14 protein-coding genes and 3 tRNA genes are annotated in these 17,761 nt (G+C 66.8%); 6 read left to right on the top strand and 11 right to left on the bottom strand.

Annotated elements, in window-relative coordinates; all coding sequences use genetic code 11:
• Nucleotides 1-32: 32 nt before the first annotated feature.
• Entirely contained in the window at nucleotides 33-830 is a 798-nt protein-coding gene (locus IE660_RS08485) for a DUF1206 domain-containing protein (protein ID WP_203567930.1), read from the top strand.
• Between the two features lie 27 nt (nucleotides 831-857).
• Here IE660_RS08485 and IE660_RS08480 read toward each other — a convergent pair whose 3' ends face one another.
• The 3 genes from IE660_RS08480 to arsM are packed head-to-tail and all read right to left on the bottom strand — an operon-like array spanning nucleotide 858 to nucleotide 3,291.
• Nucleotides 858-1,286 (bottom strand): arsenate reductase ArsC, encoded by a 429-nt coding sequence (locus IE660_RS08480; RefSeq protein WP_203567929.1) that lies wholly within the window; start codon nucleotides 1,284-1,286, stop codon nucleotides 858-860.
• Nucleotides 1,287-1,303: 17 nt separating this feature from the next.
• Nucleotides 1,304-2,422, bottom strand: coding sequence for an ACR3 family arsenite efflux transporter (gene arsB, locus IE660_RS08475; RefSeq protein WP_203567928.1), 1,119 nt, complete (start codon nucleotides 2,420-2,422; stop codon nucleotides 1,304-1,306).
• Nucleotides 2,419-3,291 (bottom strand): arsenite methyltransferase, encoded by an 873-nt coding sequence (gene arsM / locus IE660_RS08470; protein WP_203567927.1) that lies wholly within the window; start codon nucleotides 3,289-3,291, stop codon nucleotides 2,419-2,421. The genes arsB and arsM overlap by 4 nt, the downstream gene beginning before the upstream one ends.
• Nucleotides 3,292-3,368: 77 nt before the next feature.
• On the opposite strand from arsM, the gene IE660_RS08465 reads away from it, so the two are divergent.
• A complete protein-coding gene (locus IE660_RS08465; protein WP_203567926.1) occupies nucleotides 3,369-3,710 on the top strand; it encodes an ArsR/SmtB family transcription factor in 342 nt (113 codons plus the stop codon).
• An 89-nt stretch (nucleotides 3,711-3,799) separates the two neighbouring features.
• On the opposite strand, the gene IE660_RS08460 is transcribed toward IE660_RS08465, so the two are convergent.
• Nucleotides 3,800-3,875 (bottom strand) — tRNA-Arg (locus IE660_RS08460).
• Between the two features lie 245 nt (nucleotides 3,876-4,120).
• Between IE660_RS08460 and IE660_RS08455 the strand changes: the two genes are divergently transcribed.
• Nucleotides 4,121-6,040 carry a phosphoenolpyruvate carboxykinase (GTP) gene (locus IE660_RS08455; RefSeq protein WP_203567925.1) on the top strand — a complete coding sequence of 640 codons (1,920 nt, stop codon included), beginning with the start codon at nucleotides 4,121-4,123 and terminating at the stop codon, nucleotides 6,038-6,040.
• 62 nt (nucleotides 6,041-6,102) lie between these two features.
• Here IE660_RS08455 and IE660_RS08450 read toward each other — a convergent pair whose 3' ends face one another.
• From IE660_RS08450 to IE660_RS08435, 4 genes are all read right to left on the bottom strand, one after another.
• Nucleotides 6,103-9,123: a glycoside hydrolase family 2 TIM barrel-domain containing protein gene (locus tag IE660_RS08450; protein ID WP_203567924.1), complete on the bottom strand. Its 3,021-nt coding sequence runs from the start codon at nucleotides 9,121-9,123 to the stop codon at nucleotides 6,103-6,105.
• Nucleotides 9,120-9,944, bottom strand: a complete 825-nt coding sequence (locus IE660_RS15845) for a carbohydrate ABC transporter permease (RefSeq protein ID WP_203567923.1) — start codon at nucleotides 9,942-9,944, stop codon at nucleotides 9,120-9,122. The genes IE660_RS08450 and IE660_RS15845 overlap by 4 nt, the downstream gene beginning before the upstream one ends.
• Nucleotides 9,928-10,884: a carbohydrate ABC transporter permease gene (locus IE660_RS08440; RefSeq protein WP_203567922.1), complete on the bottom strand. Its 957-nt coding sequence runs from the start codon at nucleotides 10,882-10,884 to the stop codon at nucleotides 9,928-9,930. Before IE660_RS08440 ends, IE660_RS15845 begins: the two co-directional genes overlap by 17 nt.
• 67 nt (nucleotides 10,885-10,951) lie before the next feature.
• A complete protein-coding gene (locus IE660_RS08435) occupies nucleotides 10,952-12,268 on the bottom strand; it encodes an extracellular solute-binding protein (protein WP_203567921.1) in 1,317 nt (438 codons plus the stop codon).
• A 286-nt stretch (nucleotides 12,269-12,554) separates the two neighbouring features.
• Between IE660_RS08435 and IE660_RS08430 the strand changes: the two genes are divergently transcribed.
• A complete protein-coding gene (locus IE660_RS08430; protein ID WP_207731028.1) occupies nucleotides 12,555-13,589 on the top strand; it encodes a LacI family DNA-binding transcriptional regulator in 1,035 nt (344 codons plus the stop codon).
• A gap of 61 nt (nucleotides 13,590-13,650) precedes the next feature.
• On the opposite strand, the gene IE660_RS08425 is transcribed toward IE660_RS08430, so the two are convergent.
• Nucleotides 13,651-13,741 (bottom strand) — tRNA-Ser (locus IE660_RS08425).
• 308 nt (nucleotides 13,742-14,049) lie between these two features.
• Here IE660_RS08425 and IE660_RS08420 point away from each other — a divergent pair.
• The gene (locus IE660_RS08420; protein WP_203567920.1) at nucleotides 14,050-15,969 is read left to right on the top strand and encodes an LCP family protein; all 1,920 of its coding nucleotides are present in this window, start codon (nucleotides 14,050-14,052) and stop codon (nucleotides 15,967-15,969) included.
• Between the two features lie 7 nt (nucleotides 15,970-15,976).
• Here the strand turns inward: IE660_RS08420 and IE660_RS08415 are convergent, their stop codons facing one another.
• Both IE660_RS08415 and IE660_RS08410 read right to left on the bottom strand, forming a co-directional pair.
• Nucleotides 15,977-16,435 carry a hypothetical protein gene (locus IE660_RS08415; protein WP_203567919.1) on the bottom strand — a complete coding sequence of 153 codons (459 nt, stop codon included), beginning with the start codon at nucleotides 16,433-16,435 and terminating at the stop codon, nucleotides 15,977-15,979.
• A gap of 16 nt (nucleotides 16,436-16,451) precedes the next feature.
• Nucleotides 16,452-16,537 (bottom strand) — tRNA-Ser (locus IE660_RS08410).
• A 202-nt stretch (nucleotides 16,538-16,739) separates the two neighbouring features.
• Here IE660_RS08410 and IE660_RS08405 point away from each other — a divergent pair.
• On the top strand, nucleotides 16,740-17,744 hold the full coding sequence (locus IE660_RS08405) for an NAD(P)H-quinone oxidoreductase (RefSeq protein WP_203567918.1): 1,005 nt from the start codon (nucleotides 16,740-16,742) through the stop codon (nucleotides 17,742-17,744).
• Nucleotides 17,745-17,761: the final 17 nt, after the last annotated feature.

Here is a 17,761-nt window from a genome sequence, read left to right as displayed (position 1 = left end):
TGCGGGGGTTCCGGGGACGACACACTGTGCCCATGACCGACGCGCAACAGGCGAAGCAGCAGGCCGAGCAGACCGTGAGCAAGGCCGGCGACCACCCGGTCGTCGAGTGGGGGGCACGGCTGGGTTATGCCGCCAATGGCATCGTCCACCTGCTGCTCGGGTGGCTCGCGATCCAGCTGGCCCTAGGCAGCTCGTCGGAGTCGGCCGACCAGTCCGGTGCCTTCGGCATGCTGGCCGACAACACACTCGGCAAGGTGTTGCTGATCGTGGCGGTGGTCGGTTTCGCTTTGCTGGCGATCTGGCAGCTGACCGAGGCCATCCGTGGGCCGGAGCTCACCGACCGACTGAAGGCTGGCGGAAAGTTCATCGCCTACCTGGCCGTGGGCTGGTCGGCGCTGGGGTTCGTACGGGCCAGTGGCTCGTCCAGCGGAGACCAGACCAAGGACTTCACCCAGAAGCTGATGGAGGCCCCCGGCGGCGTGGTGCTGGTGGTCGTGGTCGGGCTCGGTGTGCTCGGCATCGGCGGCTACCACATCTACAAGGGCTGGAAGCGCAAGTTCCGCGAGGACCTGCGCGAGAACCCGGGTGAGGGCATCGAGAAGCTGGCCATGTTCGGCTACATCGCCAAGGGCGTGGCCCTGATGGTGGTCGGTGGCCTGTTCATCGCGGCAGCGCTCGACCACGACCCCGAGAAGGCGCGCGGCCTGGACGGTGCGCTCAAGGCGCTGCTGTCGGCGCCCGGCGGCCAGATCCTGCTGATCGTGGTCGGCCTCGGGCTGGCGGCCTATGGCCTCTACGCGTTCGCCCGCGCCAAGTACGCCAAGGTCTGAGGCGTTGTCAGCGCCAGCCTCGCCAGATCAACTGAGCTGGCGAGGCTGCACGCCGAGTTCGATCAGCAGCGACTGCACGCGGCCCTTGATCTCGTCACGAATCGGACGAACCGCATCGACACCTTGCCCGGCCGGATCAGCCAGCACCCAGTCCTCGTAGCGCTTGCCGGGATAGAAGGGACACGTGTCACCGCAACCCATCGTGATCACGACGTCGGAGGCCTGGACGGCCTCGACGGTGAGGATCTTGGGCTTCTCGTGCGAGATGTCGATGCCCTCCTCGAGCATCGCCGCTCGCACCGCGGGGTTGATGGAGTCGGCGGGTGCCGAGCCGGCCGAGCGAACCTCAACAGCACCGCCGGAGAGGTGGTGGGTGTAGGCGGCGGCCATCTGGGAACGCCCCGCGTTGTGCACGCAGACGTAGAGGACGGACGGCCGGGTGGTGGAGTCGGTCATGGTCGGTCTCGCTCTCGTCAAGAGTTCAGTGGTGCGGAAGAGGTGGCTTGGCCCTTCGACAGCGGGGCCTCGTGCGGGAACCGCTTCGTCAACCAGAGCGACACGTAGACCAGCGCCACCAGCACCGGTACTTCGATCAGCGGCCCGACGACAGCGGCCAGGGCATGCCCCGAGGTGAGACCGAAGGTGGCGATGGCCACGGCGATCGCGAGCTCGAAGTTGTTGCCGGCGGCGGTGAAGGCGAGCGTGGTCGTCCGCTCGTAGGTCATGCCGAGCACCTTGCCGAGCAAATAGCCACCGCCCCACATCAGGGCGAAGTAGGCCAGGAGCGGCAGCGCGATGCGGGCGACGTCCCAGGGACGACTGGTGATCTCGTCCCCCTGCAGCGCGAACAGCACGACGATGGTGAACAGCAGGCCGTAGAGGGCCCATGGGCCGACCTTGGGCAGGAAGGACGACTCGTAGGCGGCTCGTCCCCAGCGCTTCTCGCCCAGCTTGCGGGACAGGTAGCCGGCCAGCAGTGGGATGCCCAGGAAGATCAGGACGCTCTTGGCGATCTGCCAGGCCGACACGTCGAGGTCGGACTGTGGCAGGCCCAGCCAACCGGGCAGCACCGACAGGTAGAACCAGCCGAGGGCGGCGAAGGCGACCACCTGGAAGACCGAGTTGAGGGCCACCAGCACCGCGGCCGCCTCACGGTCACCACAGGCGAGGTCGTTCCAGATGATCACCATGGCGATGCAGCGCGCCAGTCCGACGATGATCAGCCCGGTGCGGTACTCGGGCAGGTCGGGCAGCATCAGCCAGGCCAGGGCGAACATCAGGGCAGGCCCGACCAGCCAGTTGAGCACCAGGCTCGAGACCAGCAGCCGCTTGTCGGCGGTCACGGTGTCGAGCCGGTCGTAGCGCACCTTGGCCAGCACCGGGTACATCATCACCAGCAATCCGATGGCGATCGGCAGAGAGATGCCGTCGACCTGCACCGCGGACAGCGCTGAGCCCAGCCCGGGCACCAGGCGGCCGAGCAGCAGGCCCGCGATCATCGCGAGCAGGATCCAGGCCGGCAGCCAGCGGTCGAGGGTCGACAGCCGAGCGGCCACCGGGGCTGTGACGGGTGCCTCTGTGGTGGCGGTCATGCGTCAGTTCCCGGCTTGGTGGCGCGGATGAAGGCGCTGGCGAAGGCCCCGTCGAGGGTCTGCACCGCGTCAGCCAGGGAGAAGCCATCGGGCAGGTGGCTCGGGTCGAGTTGGTCAGCCATCTCGGTCAGAGCTTCACTGTCGTAGAGCTTGGTGACCTCGACCGAGGCGTCGACGAAGCCGGCACCCTCCAGCTTCGCGACGTAGTCGGAGTCAAGCAGCGACCCGGAGATGCAGCCGGTCCACAGCGCCATGACGCTGCGCAGCTCAGCAGGGATCTCGCGCAGCAGCACGATGTCGGAGACGGCGAATCGTCCGTGTGGACGAAGCACACGATGCGCCTCGCGGAGCACCGCGTCCTTGTCGGGGCTGAGGTTGATCACGCAGTTGGAGATGACGACGTCGACGCTCTGGTCGGGCAGCGGCACCTGTTCGATCGAGCCCAGCATGAACCGGGCGTTCTCGATGCCGGCCTCAACCCGGTGGCGCTCGGCGAGTTCGAGCATCTCTGGGGTCATGTCCAGTCCGTACGCGACACCACTGGGGGCGATCCTTCGAGCCGACAGCAGGACGTCAAGTCCCCCACCGGAGCCCAGGTCGAGCACGTCCTCACCGGGACACAGTTCTGCCAGGGCCGTCGGGTTGCCACAGCCGAGCGAGGCAGCGAGCGCGGCCGTGAACGGGGTGTCGTCCTCGTCGTAGTTGCCTGAGGTGATCGGGTCGATGGCCTGGACCTTGCTGGCTTCTTCGCAGCAGGAGGAGCCTCCGCAGCAGCTGGCGGACTCGTCGACCAGGGCGAGCCGGGCCGCACTGGCATACCGCTCCTGGACGGCTGAACGCACCTGGTCGTCGGTCTGTGGCGTGGTCATCGAATCCCCTTGTCTCGACGCTCCTCGAATCAGCACCACTCTCCACCCTTGATTCGACATCTGTCAAGATAGGAGGCATGACAACTCTGGCGTCGACGCCCGGCAGCGCGGCACTGACCTGCTGTGGACTCGCGACGACCCCGGTGACCGCCGAGGACGCGCAGCGGCTGGCGCCGATGTTCAAGGCTTTGGGGGACCCGGTCCGACTGCAGATGGCCTCGATGATCGCGTCCAGGCCCGAGCTGTGCGTGTGCGAGATCTCGCCGGCCTTCGACCTGTCGTCCGCCACGATCTCTCACCACCTCAAGACCCTGCGCGAGGCGGGCCTGGTCGACAGCGAGCGGCGCGGCACCTTCGTCTACTACTGGATCAAGCCGGACGCCGTGGCGGCGCTGTCGGCGCTGCTGGCCGTGGAGTGATCCGTTGGGCATCGCCTGCCCGAGCCGTGAGCAACCCATCTCCAGTCCGGGTTTCCCGACCTGACAAGGGGCTGCATCTCGTCCAACAGTGGCGCGCTCGGAGGGATTCGAACCCCCAACCTTCTGATCCGTAGTCAGATGCTCTATCCGTTGAGCCACGAGCGCATGCCCTTGCGGGCGCTCAGCAACTCTACCGGACTCCCCTGCCACGGTCCAACCGGCGAACCCAGCACCACCGCGGCCACCTCGCCCATGACGTGAGATGCCTCACCCCCCATTCCCTCGCCAACGATGCCCCCGCTAGGCTCGAAGCGCTGGGCCGGCGAGGCCACGGCGCCTGGCCGGCGCAGCTTCCCCACCCCCCCGGGCCGGGGAGGCACCACCAGGACGACGCCGTCCGAGGAGCGACCATGACTGACGCACCGAACGCTGCCGAGCTGAGCCAGCCACGACCCGAACCCACGCCCACCCCCGACATCTGCGTGGTCGGACAGGTTCCCGACCACCAGGGCATCGTCGACTTCGTCACGCGCACCGCAGCGCTGACCAGACCCGACGCCATCCGCTACTGCGACGGCTCGCAGGCCGAGTACGACGAGCTGGTCGAACTGCTGGTCGCCTCAGGCACCGTGACCAAGCTCAACGACGACCTGGCGCCGCACTCGATCCTGGCTCGCACCGATCCCGACGACGTCGCGCGGGTCGAGGACCAGACCTTCATCTGCTCGGCCAAGGAGTCCGACGCCGGTCCCACCAACCACTGGATGGATCCCCACCAGATGAAGGCCATCCTCACCGGCCTGTTCGACGGGTCGATGCAGGGTCGCACCATGTACGTCATCCCGTTCTGCATGGGACCGATCGACTCCCCCGCCGCGCGCTTCGGCGTCGAGATCACCGACTCGGCCTACGTGGTCATCTCCATGAGGATCATGACCCGGATGGGCGCCGAGCCGATGGCTCGCATGGTCGACGGGAAGCTCGACTTCGTCCCCGCGCTGCACTCAGTCGGCATGCCGCTGACACCGGGGCACGAGGACGTGCCATGGCCGTGCAACGACACCAAGTACATCGTCCACTTCCCCGAGGAGCGCTCGATCTGGAGCTACGGCTCGGGCTACGGCGGCAACTCGCTGCTGGGTAAGAAGTGCTACTCACTGCGCATCGCCTCGGTGATGGGCAGGGACGAGGGCTGGCTCGCCGAGCACATGCTGATCCTCAAGCTGACCTCGCCCGAGGGCAAGACCTACCACCTGTGCGCGGCCTTCCCGTCGGCCTGTGGCAAGACCAACCTCACCATGCTCGAGCCCACCATCCCGGGCTGGCAGGTCGAGACCCTCGGCGACGACATCGCCTGGATCCGGATCGGGGACGACGGTCGCCTGTACGCGATCAACCCCGAGAACGGCTTCTTCGGTGTGGCCCCGGGCACGTCGTATGCCACCAACCCCAACGCCATGCGCACGCTCGAGCCGGGCAACACGATCTACACCAACGTCGGCTACACCGACGAGGGCGGGGTCTGGTGGGAGGGCCTGAGCAAGGAACCGCCGGCCCATCTGATCGACTGGAAGGGACGCTCCTGGAAGCCGGGCAAGGGACCCAAGGGAGGCCGCCGCGACGAAAAGGCCGCCCACCCCAACAGCCGGTTCTGCACCCCGGTCAGCCAGTGCCCGATCCTGTCGTCCGACTTCGAGAACCCCCAGGGCGTGCCGATCGACATCATCATCTTCGGCGGCCGCCGCGAGAACACCATCCCGCTGGTCACCCAGTCACGCGGCTGGACCCACGGTGTCTTCATGGGTGCCACCTGCTCGTCCGAGACCACGGCCGCGGCCACCGGCGCGGTCGGCGTCGTTCGGCGCGACCCGATGGCGATGCTGCCGTTCATCGGCTACCACGTCGGTGACTACCTCAACCACTGGCTGTCGATGCCGCATCGCACCGACGAGGAGAAGCTGCCGAAGATCTTCTACACCAACTGGTTCCGCAAGGACGAGGACGGCAACTTCATCTGGCCAGGCTTCGGTGAGAACTCGCGCGTGCTCAAGTGGATGATCGACCGGGTGGAGGCCAAGGTCGAGGGCATCAACACCCCCGTCGGCCTGGTGCCCGCCCCCGAAGAGGTCGACACCTCCGGTCTCGACATGACCCTGGACGAGGTCGAGGCAGTCACCTGCTACGCGGTCAACGAGTGGTACGACGAACTTCCGCGGATGCGGCAGTGGCTCACCACGCTGGGCGAGAAGGTGCCCCAGCCGCTGTGGTGGGAACTCGACCGGATCGCCTGGGACGTCACCCACGACCCGACCCGCACCCACAAGCACTGAGGGTCACTCCACACGGACGAGGGGTGGTGCGATCAGCACCACCCCTCGTTCGTGTGTTCAGGTCAGAGCACGCCCTGGAAGGCGAACATGAAGCTCAGTTCGCCGGTCGGCAGGCAGTACTCCGGATGGGTCATCGCACCCCACGACTGGTCGCCACCGACACCGCGGCGCATCAACGCTGGGCGCAGCACCGTCCGCTGGATCGGGGGCAGGTCGACGTGGTGGTCGGCGCTCTCGATCTCGACCGGAGTCCACGGTAGCGCCGAGAACTCCATCGGCTCGTCGGCCTCGAAGCGCAGGCCTCGTCCCTGGGTGTCGGTCACCGTCGCCCACCGCACTCCCGTGCGGCTGCCTGCCTCCTGGGGACGCAGGTAGGGCGTCAGGTTCTCGCGCACGTCGAGTGAGTGCACGTCGAGACGGGCACCTCCGCGACGGTCGACGTAGCACTCCAGCGGCCCCTCGCCGTACCAGGTCATCTGGTTGAACTCCGGCTGGGTGGTCATCAGCAACGCGAACTCGGGAGCGTCCGGCATGCCCTCGCCGGGACGCACCGTCATCGAGACCTCGATGCGACCTTCGCCGTCAACCCGGTAGACCACGTCGCACTCGGTCGCCGGGTTGCTGGCGAGCACGTAGTCGTAGCTCACCTCGATGCAGTCGTCGACCTCGGCCACGCGGGGGTTGGCCACCCCGTCCTGACGGCGCAGGTTGGCGTACTGGCTGGCCAGCAGCCACTGCCCGTCGCGCTCCTGCATCCGCCACCCGTTCTCGTTCGAGGTGGGGGCGTGCCAGAAGTTCGGACGAGGGATCGAGCGCAGCATCTCGCGCCCACCATCGGGCGTCGCGCCGTAGCGGTACGACATCAGGCCGCCGTGGATGCGTGAGAACAGCGCCTCGAAGTGGCGTCCCCTCACCCCGATGTTGTGGATGCCCTCGACCAGTTCGGGCTTGGGTGCCGCCTTCGGACGAGCCTCGCCCTCGACGGTGAACACGCCCTGCTCGTAGGCCACCTCGTGGCCGGCCGGAGCCCAACTCGTCCCCTCGCGCAGTCGGAACGACACCTCGACGGTGTACTCACCGGGCACGACCGGCTTGTCGAGCGGCACCAGGTAGCTGCCGGTCTCGCCCGGGGCGACGTCGGTCTCGACCACCGCCGAGGCCAGTCGTCGTCCCTCGCGGGCCAGGGTGACCACGCACTCGTAGGCCGACGACGAGGTGAACAGCAGGCGGTTGGTGAGGGTGAACTCACCCGCCTCCACCGACATCTTGAAGCCCTGGTAGAGGTACTTCATCTCCTGCACGACCGGCTTCGGGGTGTGGTCGGCGAACAGGATGCCGTTGCCACAGAAGTCGGAGTCGTGCGGGGCCTCACCGCAGTCGCCGCCGTAGCCGAAGTAAGCCTGGCCGTGGCGGTCGACCAGGGCGATCGCCTGATCGGAGAAGTCCCAGATGAAGCCGCCCTGGTAGAGCTCGTCGCTGTAGGCCAACTCAATGTACTTGTCGACCGCGCCGAACGAGTTGCCCATCACGTGGGCGTACTCGCACAGGATGAACGGCTTGTCGCGGTTCTCCTTGAGTTGTTCGGCGACCTTGTCAGCCGGGGTGTACATCTGGCTGACCATGTCGGTGGTGCGCTGGTGGCGTCGGTCGTAGTTGACGCCCTCGTAGTGCACCGGACGGGTCGGGTCGAACTCGCGGAAGAAGTCGGACAGGTTGAGCAGGTTGGTGCCACCGTACGACTCGTTGCCCAGCGACCAGATCACGATCGACGGGTGGTTCTTGTCACGCTCGAGGAAGCTCGTCGCCCGGTCCTCCAGGGCCGGGTACCAGTCCGGGTTGTCACCGGGCACCGCGTCAGCGATCTCGCGCTTGCCGAACTCGATCTCGTCCCACAGGCCGTGGGTCTCGAGGTTCATCTCGTCGATCACGTAGAAGCCGAACTCGTCGGCCAGCTCGTAGAAGAACGTGTTGTTCGGGTAGTGGCTGGTGCGAATCGCGTTCACGTTGTTGGCCTTGAGCAGCACCATGTCAGCGACCGTCTGCTCACGCGACATCACCCGGCCCTGCAGACCGAACTCGTGGCGGTTCACGCCGACGAACACGATCCGCTTGCCGTTGATCTTCATCAAGCCGTCCTCGATGCCGAACCGGCGGATGCCGACTCGCTGGACGACGACCTCGCTCACGGCACCCGACTCGTCGAGCACCTCGAGCACCATCCGGTACAGGTGGGGGTCCTCTGCGCTCCACAGGTGCGGGTCATCCACCCGCACCTGCAGTCGCCCCTCGCCGGCGTCGGTCAGGTCACCCACACCCTCGAGCCGTGCACGGACGCTGCCGGCACCCTCGAGCTTGGTCTGCACCGCCACCAACGCGGACGAGAAGTCGTCGCGATCGATGGTGGTGGTGACTCGCATGTCCTCGAGGTGGGTGGCCGGACGCCGGTACAGCATGACGTCGCGGAACAGCCCCGAGAACCGGTAGAAGTCCTGGTCTTCGAGCCACGAGGCCGCACTCCACTTGAAGACGCGCGCGGCCACGGTGTTCTCGCCCTCGACCAGGGCATCGGTGATGTCGAACTCGCTCGGGGTGAACGAGTCACAGCTGTAGCCGATCCAGGTGCCGTTCACCCACAGTGCCAGTGCGCTCTCGGCACCCTGGAACGAGATCGCCAGCCGCTCACCCTCGGCCAGTGGCTGGTCGAGGGTGAACGTGGTGACGTAGCTGGCGGTCGGGTTGAACCGGGTCGGTGCCTGCCCGGGCTCCAGGGTCTCGTGACCGTCCCAGGGGTACTGGGTGTTGACGTACTGGGGACGGTCGTAGCCCTGCAACTGGATGTGGGCCGGCACCGGGATGTCGTCCCACCCGGAGGTGTCGAAGCCCGGCGCCTCGAACCCCTCGGGCGCGCTGGACGGGTTCTTGGCGTAGTGGAACTTCCACACCCCATTGAGGCACTGCTCGAAGCTGCTCTGGCCGGTGGCCGCCTCGTCCTCGCTGGTGAACCAGCGGTGGTCGGAGTGGGCGGGACGCCGGTTCTCGGCGAAGTCGAGCGGGTTGGACAGACGCGACAGGTCGAATGTCACTTGATGGCTCCTGTGATTCCTTCTGCGAACACGCGCTGCAGCGCGAGGAAGACGAAGATCGTCGGCAACGTGGCGATCGTCACCGCGAGCATCAGCACACCGAAGTCGGTGACGTAGCCGGCGGTCAGGTTCGAGATCATCATCGGGATGGTCTGGAACTGCGAGTTGATCAGGATCACCTTGGGCCACAGGAAGTTGTTCCACGCCGCCATGAAGGTGATGACCGCCGCCGCGGCGTAGGCCGAGCGCATCGTGGGGATGAAGATCTTGAAGAAGATCGCGATCTCACTGAGCCCGTCGATGCGCGCTGCCTCGATGATCTCGTGGGGGAAGTTCCTGGCTGACTGTCGGAACAACAGGATCAGGAACGGGGTGGCCACTGCCGGCAGCACCACGGCCATCACCGAGTTGACCATGTTGAGCCCGGCGAACATCTGGAACAGCGGGATCATGGTGGCGGCGAAGGGAATCATGATGGCCAGCAGCAGGACGGCCATCAGGCGGTCCTTGCCCCTGGAGTGGAAGACCTCGAAGCCGTAGCCGGCGATCGAGCAGATCAACAGCGCCAGCACCGTGGTCACCACGGCGATGATCGTCGACTGGCGAAACGCCACCCACAGGCTCTGCTGCGAGGCCATCAACGCGTTGTAGTTGTTGATCAGGTTGCCCCCCGGCGTCAGCTTCGAACTGATCACCTCACGGCTGGTGTTGGTCGCCGAGACCAGCATGAAGTACAGCGGGAACACCGAGACGATTGCGGCGATGGTCAGGAAGATGTAACCGGGAAGCCGGCGCAGGCTCGTCCTAGTCACGACGGTCACCCACCTTCATCTGGATGAGGGCCAGGATGGCCACGAGGATCAGGATCACGTACGAGATGGCTGAGGCGTAACCGAAGTTCGGGCTGCCCTGGAACGACACCTGGTACAGGTAGTGCGACATCGTCATCGATGCGTACCCCGGGCCACCGGCGGTCAGGTTCCACGACTCGTCGAACAACTGCAGCGTGCCGTTGGTCGACATGATCGCGGTGAGCAGGATCATCGGCTTGAGCTGGGGAACCGTCACGTAGAGGAAGGTGCGGATCGGGCCTGCGCCGTCGATGCGGGCCGCCTCGAGGGTGTTCGGATCGATGTTCTGCAGGCCGGCCAGGTAGAAGATCATGTTGTAGCCGGTCCAGCGCCACAGCAGACCCATCACGATGACCAACTTGGCGGTGGTCGGGTTGTTCAGCCACGGCACCGGGTCGAAGCCCAGCTTGCCGAGGAAGACGTTGACCATGCCGTCGTTGGCGAACATCGTGCGGAAGACCAGCGCGTACGACACCAGGCCGACCGCGCAGGGCAGGAAGATCGCGGTGCGGAACAGGCCGCGGAACCGCAGGTTCCGGTCGTTGAGCAGGTTGGCCAGGATCAGGGCCAGGATCAGCATGATCGGCACCTGGATGGCCAGGTAGATGAAGGTGTTGGCCAGCGTCTGCTGGAACACCTTGTCCTCGAGTAGACGTGTGTAGTTGAACCACAGCGGGTCGGCCCAGCGCATCCGGGTGCCGCGCCCGGACTGGAACGACAGGATCAGGGCCCTGAACATGGGCCAGAAGCTCATCAAGGTGACCAGCCCCGCAGCAGGGAGCAGGAAGCCCCAGCCCACGAGATTGGTCCGCCGGCTGATCGTCATCCGGCCGCCCCGTCGCTTGGCGGGGGTCAGGTCTGGCTCACCGTCAGGAGCCAGCGGGACCGTCGGTTGTGTCGTGACTGACACGAGTTACCACCTTCCTGACACGAGAGGGGGGTCGAACTCGGTTCAACCCCCCTCTCACGGTCACCAATCAGTTCATCGCGAACTCGAGGGTCTTGTGGGCCTCCTCGAGAGCAGCCTTGATGTCTCCACCGGCGATGATCTTCGGGATGGCAGCCGCGACGGCGTCGCGGGCCTCGTAGTAGTACGCGCCGGGCGCCATGGCGGGCACCTTCTGGGCGTAGTCGACGACCTTGGAGTAGATGGCGTCGCCACCGAAGTACTCCTGCGGCTCCTTGTAGACCGCGCTGTCGGCCGCGGGGATCCAGTTGGCCAGCGCGCCGGCCTTGGGCAGGATCGTCTCGTAGAGCTCCTTGGAGCCGGCGAAGGTCTTGGCCAGGAAGTCGGCAGCCAGCACCTTGTTGTCCTTGGGCGTGATGGCCCACGACGACCCACCGTTGGCGGAGTAATTCGTGGCACCGTCGACGCCGTCGAGCTTGGGGATGTTGGTGACAGCCCACTTGCCGGACTGGTCCTTGGCGGTCTGCACCGAACCGAGGATCCACACGCCGTTGATGACGCCGCCGACCTTGGAGTTGATGAAGGTGGCGATGTACTCGTCCCACGAGTTCACCTGGGTGAAGATCTTGGCCGCCACGATGTCGCGGTAGGCCTCGAGCGACTTGATCAGCTTCTCGTTGTCCTTGAGGTTGGCCTTGCCGTCCTCGGTGAAGAAGCTGCCGCCGGCGCTCTGCAGCATGATCGACAGGATGTCGGGCGAGCCGACCTCACCCGACATCAGGCCCTTGCCCGTCTTGCCGAGCACCTCCTTGCCCTTGGCGATGAAGTCGGTCCAGGTGATGTCGGTGAAGTCCTCGACCGTGAAGCCGGCCTGCTCGAGGATGTCGGTGCGCAGGGCGTTGACCGCGGTGCCGTTGTCGAACGGGCAGCCCCAGTTCTTGTCGTCGAACTTCGAGTAGCCGACGACGCCCTCGGGGAACTCGTCGTACTTGATGCCGGAGCTGCCGAAGTCGGCGAACAGGTCGGGGTAGTTCTCGACGTTCTTCTGGAAGGCGTTGTTCTGGCACAGGAAGATGTCGGGCAGCTGGTCGAACGCCTTCGACTGGGCGATCGTGGTCAGCTTGGTCTGGACGTCGTCCCAGGGGGTCTCGACGATGTTGAGCTTCACGTCGGGGCTGGTCTTCTGGTAGACCTTCTCGGCCTCTTTCATCGAGTAGAGGTTGAAGGCGGGGTCCCAGCACCAGACGGTGATCGTGCCGCTCTTGGGAATGTCTTCGGAGGCCACGGGCTCGTCGGTGCCACCGCCGTCGTCGCCACAGCCCGCGAGGCCGACGGCCGCTGCCGAGAGGCCCAGACCCAGGAGCAGGCGCCTGTTGAGGTTGTACATGCAGGTTCCTTTTTCTCTTCACCGAAGGGGGACGGTGAAACCCTTTGGGGCCTCGTTGCCCCGCGCGGCCGGCCGGTGGCCGGTCAGGCGTCCCGTCGCCCAGCGACACCGAACGACGGTGATGTTCACGTCAACATAGCGTGTTGGCCCGCCTCGTCGCCGCACCACGGATAACGGTCGGGTAACGATCAGCATCGCTCCCCAGACGGTAACCCTTCTCCATGCAGAGAGCGCTCATTTCGCTGAGATGTTCACGTCACCATCACAGCTGAGTACCATCCAACTCATGTCGATCACGCCCCTGTCGAGACGCCGTCGTGGCGGCCCCTCGATCCAGGACGTGGCGCGCCTGGCTGGGGTCTCGGCGCAGACCGTCTCACGGGTCTCGACCGGCGCCGGCCAGGTGCGTCCTGCCACCCGCGCGCGCGTCGAGCACGCCATGGAGCAACTCGGCTACACCCCCAACAAGGCAGCACGCGCCCTGCGCAGCGGCTCGTTCGGTGCCATCGGACTGCTGGCGCACCGTTTCGAGCGCACCGGTGAGACCCTGACCATGGGTGGGGTGATCGACGCCGCCGAACGGGCCGGCTACTCAGTCAGCCTGCTCAACGTGCGCACCTCGAACACCGAGAGTTGGGCCAGCGCCGTCTCGCGGCTGTCGCACCAGGCGATCGATGGTCTGGCGATCATCCGTGCCGAGCGGACCGCCCCCGAGAACCTCGCCCTGCCGGCCGGGTTGCCGGTGGCGGTGTCGGACTCACGCCTGGTCGGGCACCTGCCGGCCGTGGTCACCGACCAGATGGGGGGTGCGCGCAGGGCGGTGGAGCACCTGCTCGGGCTCGGCCACCACAGCGTGCACCACATCTCCGGCCCTGAGGACTCCGACCCGGCCAGCATGCGGGTGATCGCCTGGCAGGAGACCTTGGTCCAGGCCGGGATTCGTCCGCCCAAGGCCTGGCAGGGCGACTGGACTCCTGCCTCGGGCTACGAGATCGGGCTGCAGATTGCCCGTGACCCAAACATCACAGCGGTGTTCTGCGCCAACGACGAGATGGCCTTCGGGCTGATGCGGGCACTGCACGAGTTGGGACGACGCGTGCCGGACGACATCTCGATCGTCGGGTTCGACGGCATCGCCCTGACCGAGTACTCCGCACCCCCGCTGACCACGGTCAAGCAGGACTTCCACCGGATCGGGGACGAACTGGTGGCCATGTTGTTGGCCCGGATGCAGTCGCCGCAGCAGCCCCCGCCCCGACGGGTGCTGATCCCCACCGAACTGACGGTCCGGGTCTCGACCGCCCCGCCGCCACCGCGCTGAGGGGACGCGACCGAACGACGAACCCCCGCCCGACAAGGTCGGACGGGGGTTCATCACAGGGCGGAGGTGGTGGGATTTGAACCCACGATCGGGTATTAGCCCGAAACCCGCTTAGCAGGCGGGCGCCATAGACCGTACTAGGCGACACCTCCGTGATCGACCTCCGACCCGACCCGCGGGCGGAGGTCCACCAAGGGTCAAGACTAGTGCCGCCGATGGGGCGGGGCAAAGTCCCACGACTCGATGAGCTGGGGCGACCCGACGATCTGGGCGAGCGTCGTCCTCGGCCAACCCTCAACCACCCACTGCCAACCCTCATGCTCGACTCACACCCAGCACCTCGCCGTGCCTACTATGGACGAACCGGCGCAGGGGACGAACCGGCGCAGGGGACGAACCGGCGCAGGGCAGGGACGCCCCCAGACCCACGCGACTCGCGCGCCGGCAGACCAGGAGTTCGATGAACGACGCACCGCGCCGCGCCGGACCTCCCGGGGAGGACGACTACCTCGACAGCGTCTTCCGGGAGCCCCCGGAGGGTACTCGTGCGCCCCGATACCTGGCAGACGGCAACGCTGCCGCCGACGACCCCGACGCCACGGCAGTGCGTCCACGATTCGCGCTGGGCGACGACGAACGGACGACCCGCACTGCAGCGAGCGGTGCATCGACGCCGACCAAGCCCACACCAGCAGCCGAAGCTCCCGATGAGATGGAGACCAGCGCGATCCGCCGGATGTTCCTCGGCGACCGCTCGGCCAACGCCCCCACCCGTGCTGAGGTCGAGGACGATGAGCCGCTGTTCGATCGCAACCACCCGTTCACCCGATCGCTGATCAAGACCGCCGCGAGCACGCTGGTCCCCGGGATCGGCCTGGTGCGCTCGTCGTCCGCGGCCCGGATCGTCGGCTGGGTCGCCGCCGGCACCTTCGTCGCGAGCCTGCTCGGTCTGGGCATCTGGGTCGCCAGTGACCCCGTCCAGGCCAGCACGACAGCAGTCAAGCCCACGGTGTTGCAGGGGGCCAGCACGGCGCTGATCGTGCTCGGCCTGATCTGGGTGACGCTGATCGTCGGCACACACCTGGTGACCCGTCCAGTCAGGCGAAACCGCACGCAGCGTGCGGTGGGAGCCCTGGCCGTCGGCGTGCTGTCGTTCGCCGTCGCCGCCCCGCTGGCCGTCGCGTCGCACTACTCGTCGCAGCAGGCCGGGTTGGTCAAGGACATCTTCGCTTCACAGGACGACAAGAAGTCCCAGACCCGCCCCACGATCGAGACCAAGGGCAAGAAGGCCGAGGACGTCTGGGCGGCCAAGCCTCGCCTCAACATCCTGTTGGTCGGGCTCGACAACACCGCAGTTCGTGACTACGACGAGGTCGACATCTCGACCGACACGATGATGGTCGCCTCGATCGACACGGCGACCGGCAACACCGTGATCATCCAGATCCCGCGCAACATGGCCCGGATGCAGTTCCCCAAGGGCACCGAACTGAACCGGCTGTACCCGCAGGGTTGGTACGACGGGGTTGACGGCGACAATGCCGCTTACTTCGCGAACTCGGTGTGGGCCCACGTGCCGGCCTCCCATCCCGACCTGTTCGCCAACACCGACTACAAGGGCGCCGACGCCCTCAAGCTGGGCATGGAGGGCACGCTGGGGCTCAAGATCGACTACTTCATGGCGCTCAACATCGACGGACTGGTGCAACTGATCGACGCCATGGGTGGGGTGCGGATCAACGTCAACCAGGAGATCCCGATCACCGACCGCTACGACCGCATCGTCGGCAAGATCGACCCGGGCCCCAACCGACTGCTCAACGGCTACTACGCCATGTGGTACGCCCGGGCGCGCAAGTACATGGACGGCGGCGACTTCTCGCGAATGAGCCGCCAGACCTGCGTGATCAAGGGCGTCATCGACCAGGCCGACCCAGCCACCATGCTCACCCGCTACGAGGCGATCGCCCGGGCGTCGAAGCAGATGATCAGCACCGACATGCCCCAGGAAGTGCTGCCGGCCATGGTCGAACTGGCTCGCCGGGTCAAGAACGGCAAGCAGACCCGGGTGCTGTTCGTCCACGACAAGGACGGATTCGTCACCTACAACCCCGACTTCGCGATGATGCGGGCGCGGGTGAAGCGGGCGATCGAGACCGTGGGCGATGCCCCGGGCGGCGCACCGGCGACCAAGGCCCCGACGAGTTCGGCGTCGTCGTCACCCGGGACGAGCGCTGGTCCCAGCAGTGCCCCTCCGTCACGCAGCAGTGCTCCCGGGAAGAGCGCGACGCCCGGTGCCACGCCCACGGTCGAGGCGGAGAGCCTGACCGATGCCTGCGCCTACAACCCGGTCAGTCCCAGCCCGACGCCGGGACGATAGGACCGCTTCAGCCGGGCACGATCAGGTTGGTGAGCCCACGGCTGTGGTCGAGCCGGCGTCCCAGGTCGGCTGTCAGGGCCTGCATCTGAGGGTCGTCGGCCCCACCCGGGCACCACAGGTGGGTGCGGCGCACCTCACCGTGGTGGAAGACCAGGCGAGCGCCCTCGTCGGTCTGCACCACCTTGGTCACGTCTCGCCAGGCCCCGGTCACGTCGGAGCCCGGGCCCTTGATCCGGTAGCCGTCGTCGTCGAAGGTGATCTTCATGCGCAGGGTTCGCATCGAGATCAGCGCCATCGCCAGCAGCACCACTCCGGCGGCCAACACCACAGCCGCGGCGACCACCGCAGCAATGTGCCAGCGCGACGACAACGCTGCCACCAGCAGACCGGCACCGACCATCGTGAGCACTGCTGAGACCAGGAATGCCCGCACGGGTAGTCGTGGCTTCAGCACATAGGTGGTCACGCGGTCTCCTTCCTTGTGGCGGCGAGGGTGGGATTCGAACCCACGGAGGTTGCCCTCGGCCGCTTTCAAGGCGGCTGCACTAGTCCACTATGCGACCTCGCCCTGGGGCCTGACGCAGGGTCCGGCTCGGGCCAGCCCCATGCTACTGCCAGACCCGCCCGGGGGCTCGCAGCCCCGACGCCATGCGTGGCTGGTGGCGCACGTCGCTGATGGTTTCGTGCCACGCGATCGCCGCAAACCCTTCGAATCAGGGCCTCTGCGTCGATCGCGTGGCACGAAACCATCACTCTGGCAGGCTGAAGGCATGCGCGCAGTCACCGTGGAACCAGTCGAAGGCACCGATGAGCGTGGGCGCCCGCGTCGCCCCGGACCGGAACAGCTGCGGATCACCGAGGTCGAGGCACCCACGCCGGCACCGGGCGAGATCCTGGTCACCACCGTGGCGGCCGGCATCAACCGCGCCGACCTGCTGCAGCGTCAGGGGCTCTACCCGCCCCCGAAGGGGATCAGCGACGTGATCGGGCTCGAGGCGGCCGGCACGGTCGCGGCGCTCGGCGAGGGCGTCACAGAATGGGCGGTCGGCGACGAACTGGTCGCCCTGCTCGCCGGCGGCGGCTACGCCGAACAGTTCGTCGTCCCGGCCGGGCAGGCGATGCGTCCACCGGCGGGAATGGACCTGGTCACCGCAGCCACAGTCGTCGAGGTCGCGACCACCGTTGCGTCGAACATGCGGCACGTGCACCTGCGTGAGGGCGAGACCTTCCTGGTGCACGGCGGGGCAGGGGGCATCGGCTCGTTCGCGATCCAGTACGCCAAGGCCAAGGGATGCCGGGTCGCCACCACAGCCGGGACAGCCGAGAAGCTCGAGTTCTGCCGCAGCCTGGGCGCCGACATCGCGATCGACTACCACGACGACTGGGTCTCAGAACTCAAGCAGGCCACCGACGGCCACGGCGCCGACGTCATCCTCGACATCATGGGCGCGAAGTACCTGCCGCTCAACGTGACCGCCCTGGCCCGTGACGGGCGCTGCGTGATCATCGGCATGCAGGGTGGTGCCAAGGGTGAGCTCAACATCGGCGAACTGCTCGGCAAGCGGGGCACGGTGACCGCCACCAGCCTGCGCTTCCGCCCCGTCGAGCAGAAGATCGAGATCTGCCGGATGGTCGCCGCCGAGGTGTGGCCGCTCTACGAAACCGGGACGATCGTGCCCGCACCGGTCGAGCGGTTCGCCTTCGACGACGTCGCCTCGGCCCACGCCCGACTCGAGTCCGGCGAGGTCACCGGCAAGCTGGTGCTCACGTTCTAGCTCCGTTGGCCAGGAGC

Source organism: Aestuariimicrobium ganziense, from assembly GCF_015352975.1.
Taxonomy (GTDB): Bacteria; Actinomycetota; Actinomycetes; order Propionibacteriales; family Propionibacteriaceae; genus Aestuariimicrobium; species Aestuariimicrobium ganziense.
Note: the sequence above shows the minus strand (reverse complement) of the source record. Positions and strands in the feature narration are given on the sequence as shown.

Excerpts from the sequence above, each read along its gene's own strand:
- IE660_RS08485 (WP_203567930.1), top strand. The coding sequence starts at position 33 with ATGACCGACGCGCAACAGGCGAAGCAGCAGGCCGAGCAGACCGTGAGC.
- IE660_RS08480 (WP_203567929.1), bottom strand. The coding sequence starts at position 1,286 with ATGACCGACTCCACCACCCGGCCGTCCGTCCTCTACGTCTGCGTGCAC.
- arsB (WP_203567928.1), bottom strand. The coding sequence starts at position 2,422 with ATGACCGCCACCACAGAGGCACCCGTCACAGCCCCGGTGGCCGCTCGG.
- arsM (WP_203567927.1), bottom strand. The coding sequence starts at position 3,291 with ATGACCACGCCACAGACCGACGACCAGGTGCGTTCAGCCGTCCAGGAG.
- IE660_RS08465 (WP_203567926.1), top strand. The coding sequence starts at position 3,369 with ATGACAACTCTGGCGTCGACGCCCGGCAGCGCGGCACTGACCTGCTGT.
- IE660_RS08455 (WP_203567925.1), top strand. The coding sequence starts at position 4,121 with ATGACTGACGCACCGAACGCTGCCGAGCTGAGCCAGCCACGACCCGAA.
- IE660_RS08435 (WP_203567921.1), bottom strand. The coding sequence starts at position 12,268 with ATGTACAACCTCAACAGGCGCCTGCTCCTGGGTCTGGGCCTCTCGGCA.
- IE660_RS08430 (WP_207731028.1), top strand. The coding sequence starts at position 12,555 with ATGTCGATCACGCCCCTGTCGAGACGCCGTCGTGGCGGCCCCTCGATC.
- IE660_RS08420 (WP_203567920.1), top strand. The coding sequence starts at position 14,050 with ATGAACGACGCACCGCGCCGCGCCGGACCTCCCGGGGAGGACGACTAC.
- IE660_RS08405 (WP_203567918.1), top strand. The coding sequence starts at position 16,740 with ATGCGCGCAGTCACCGTGGAACCAGTCGAAGGCACCGATGAGCGTGGG.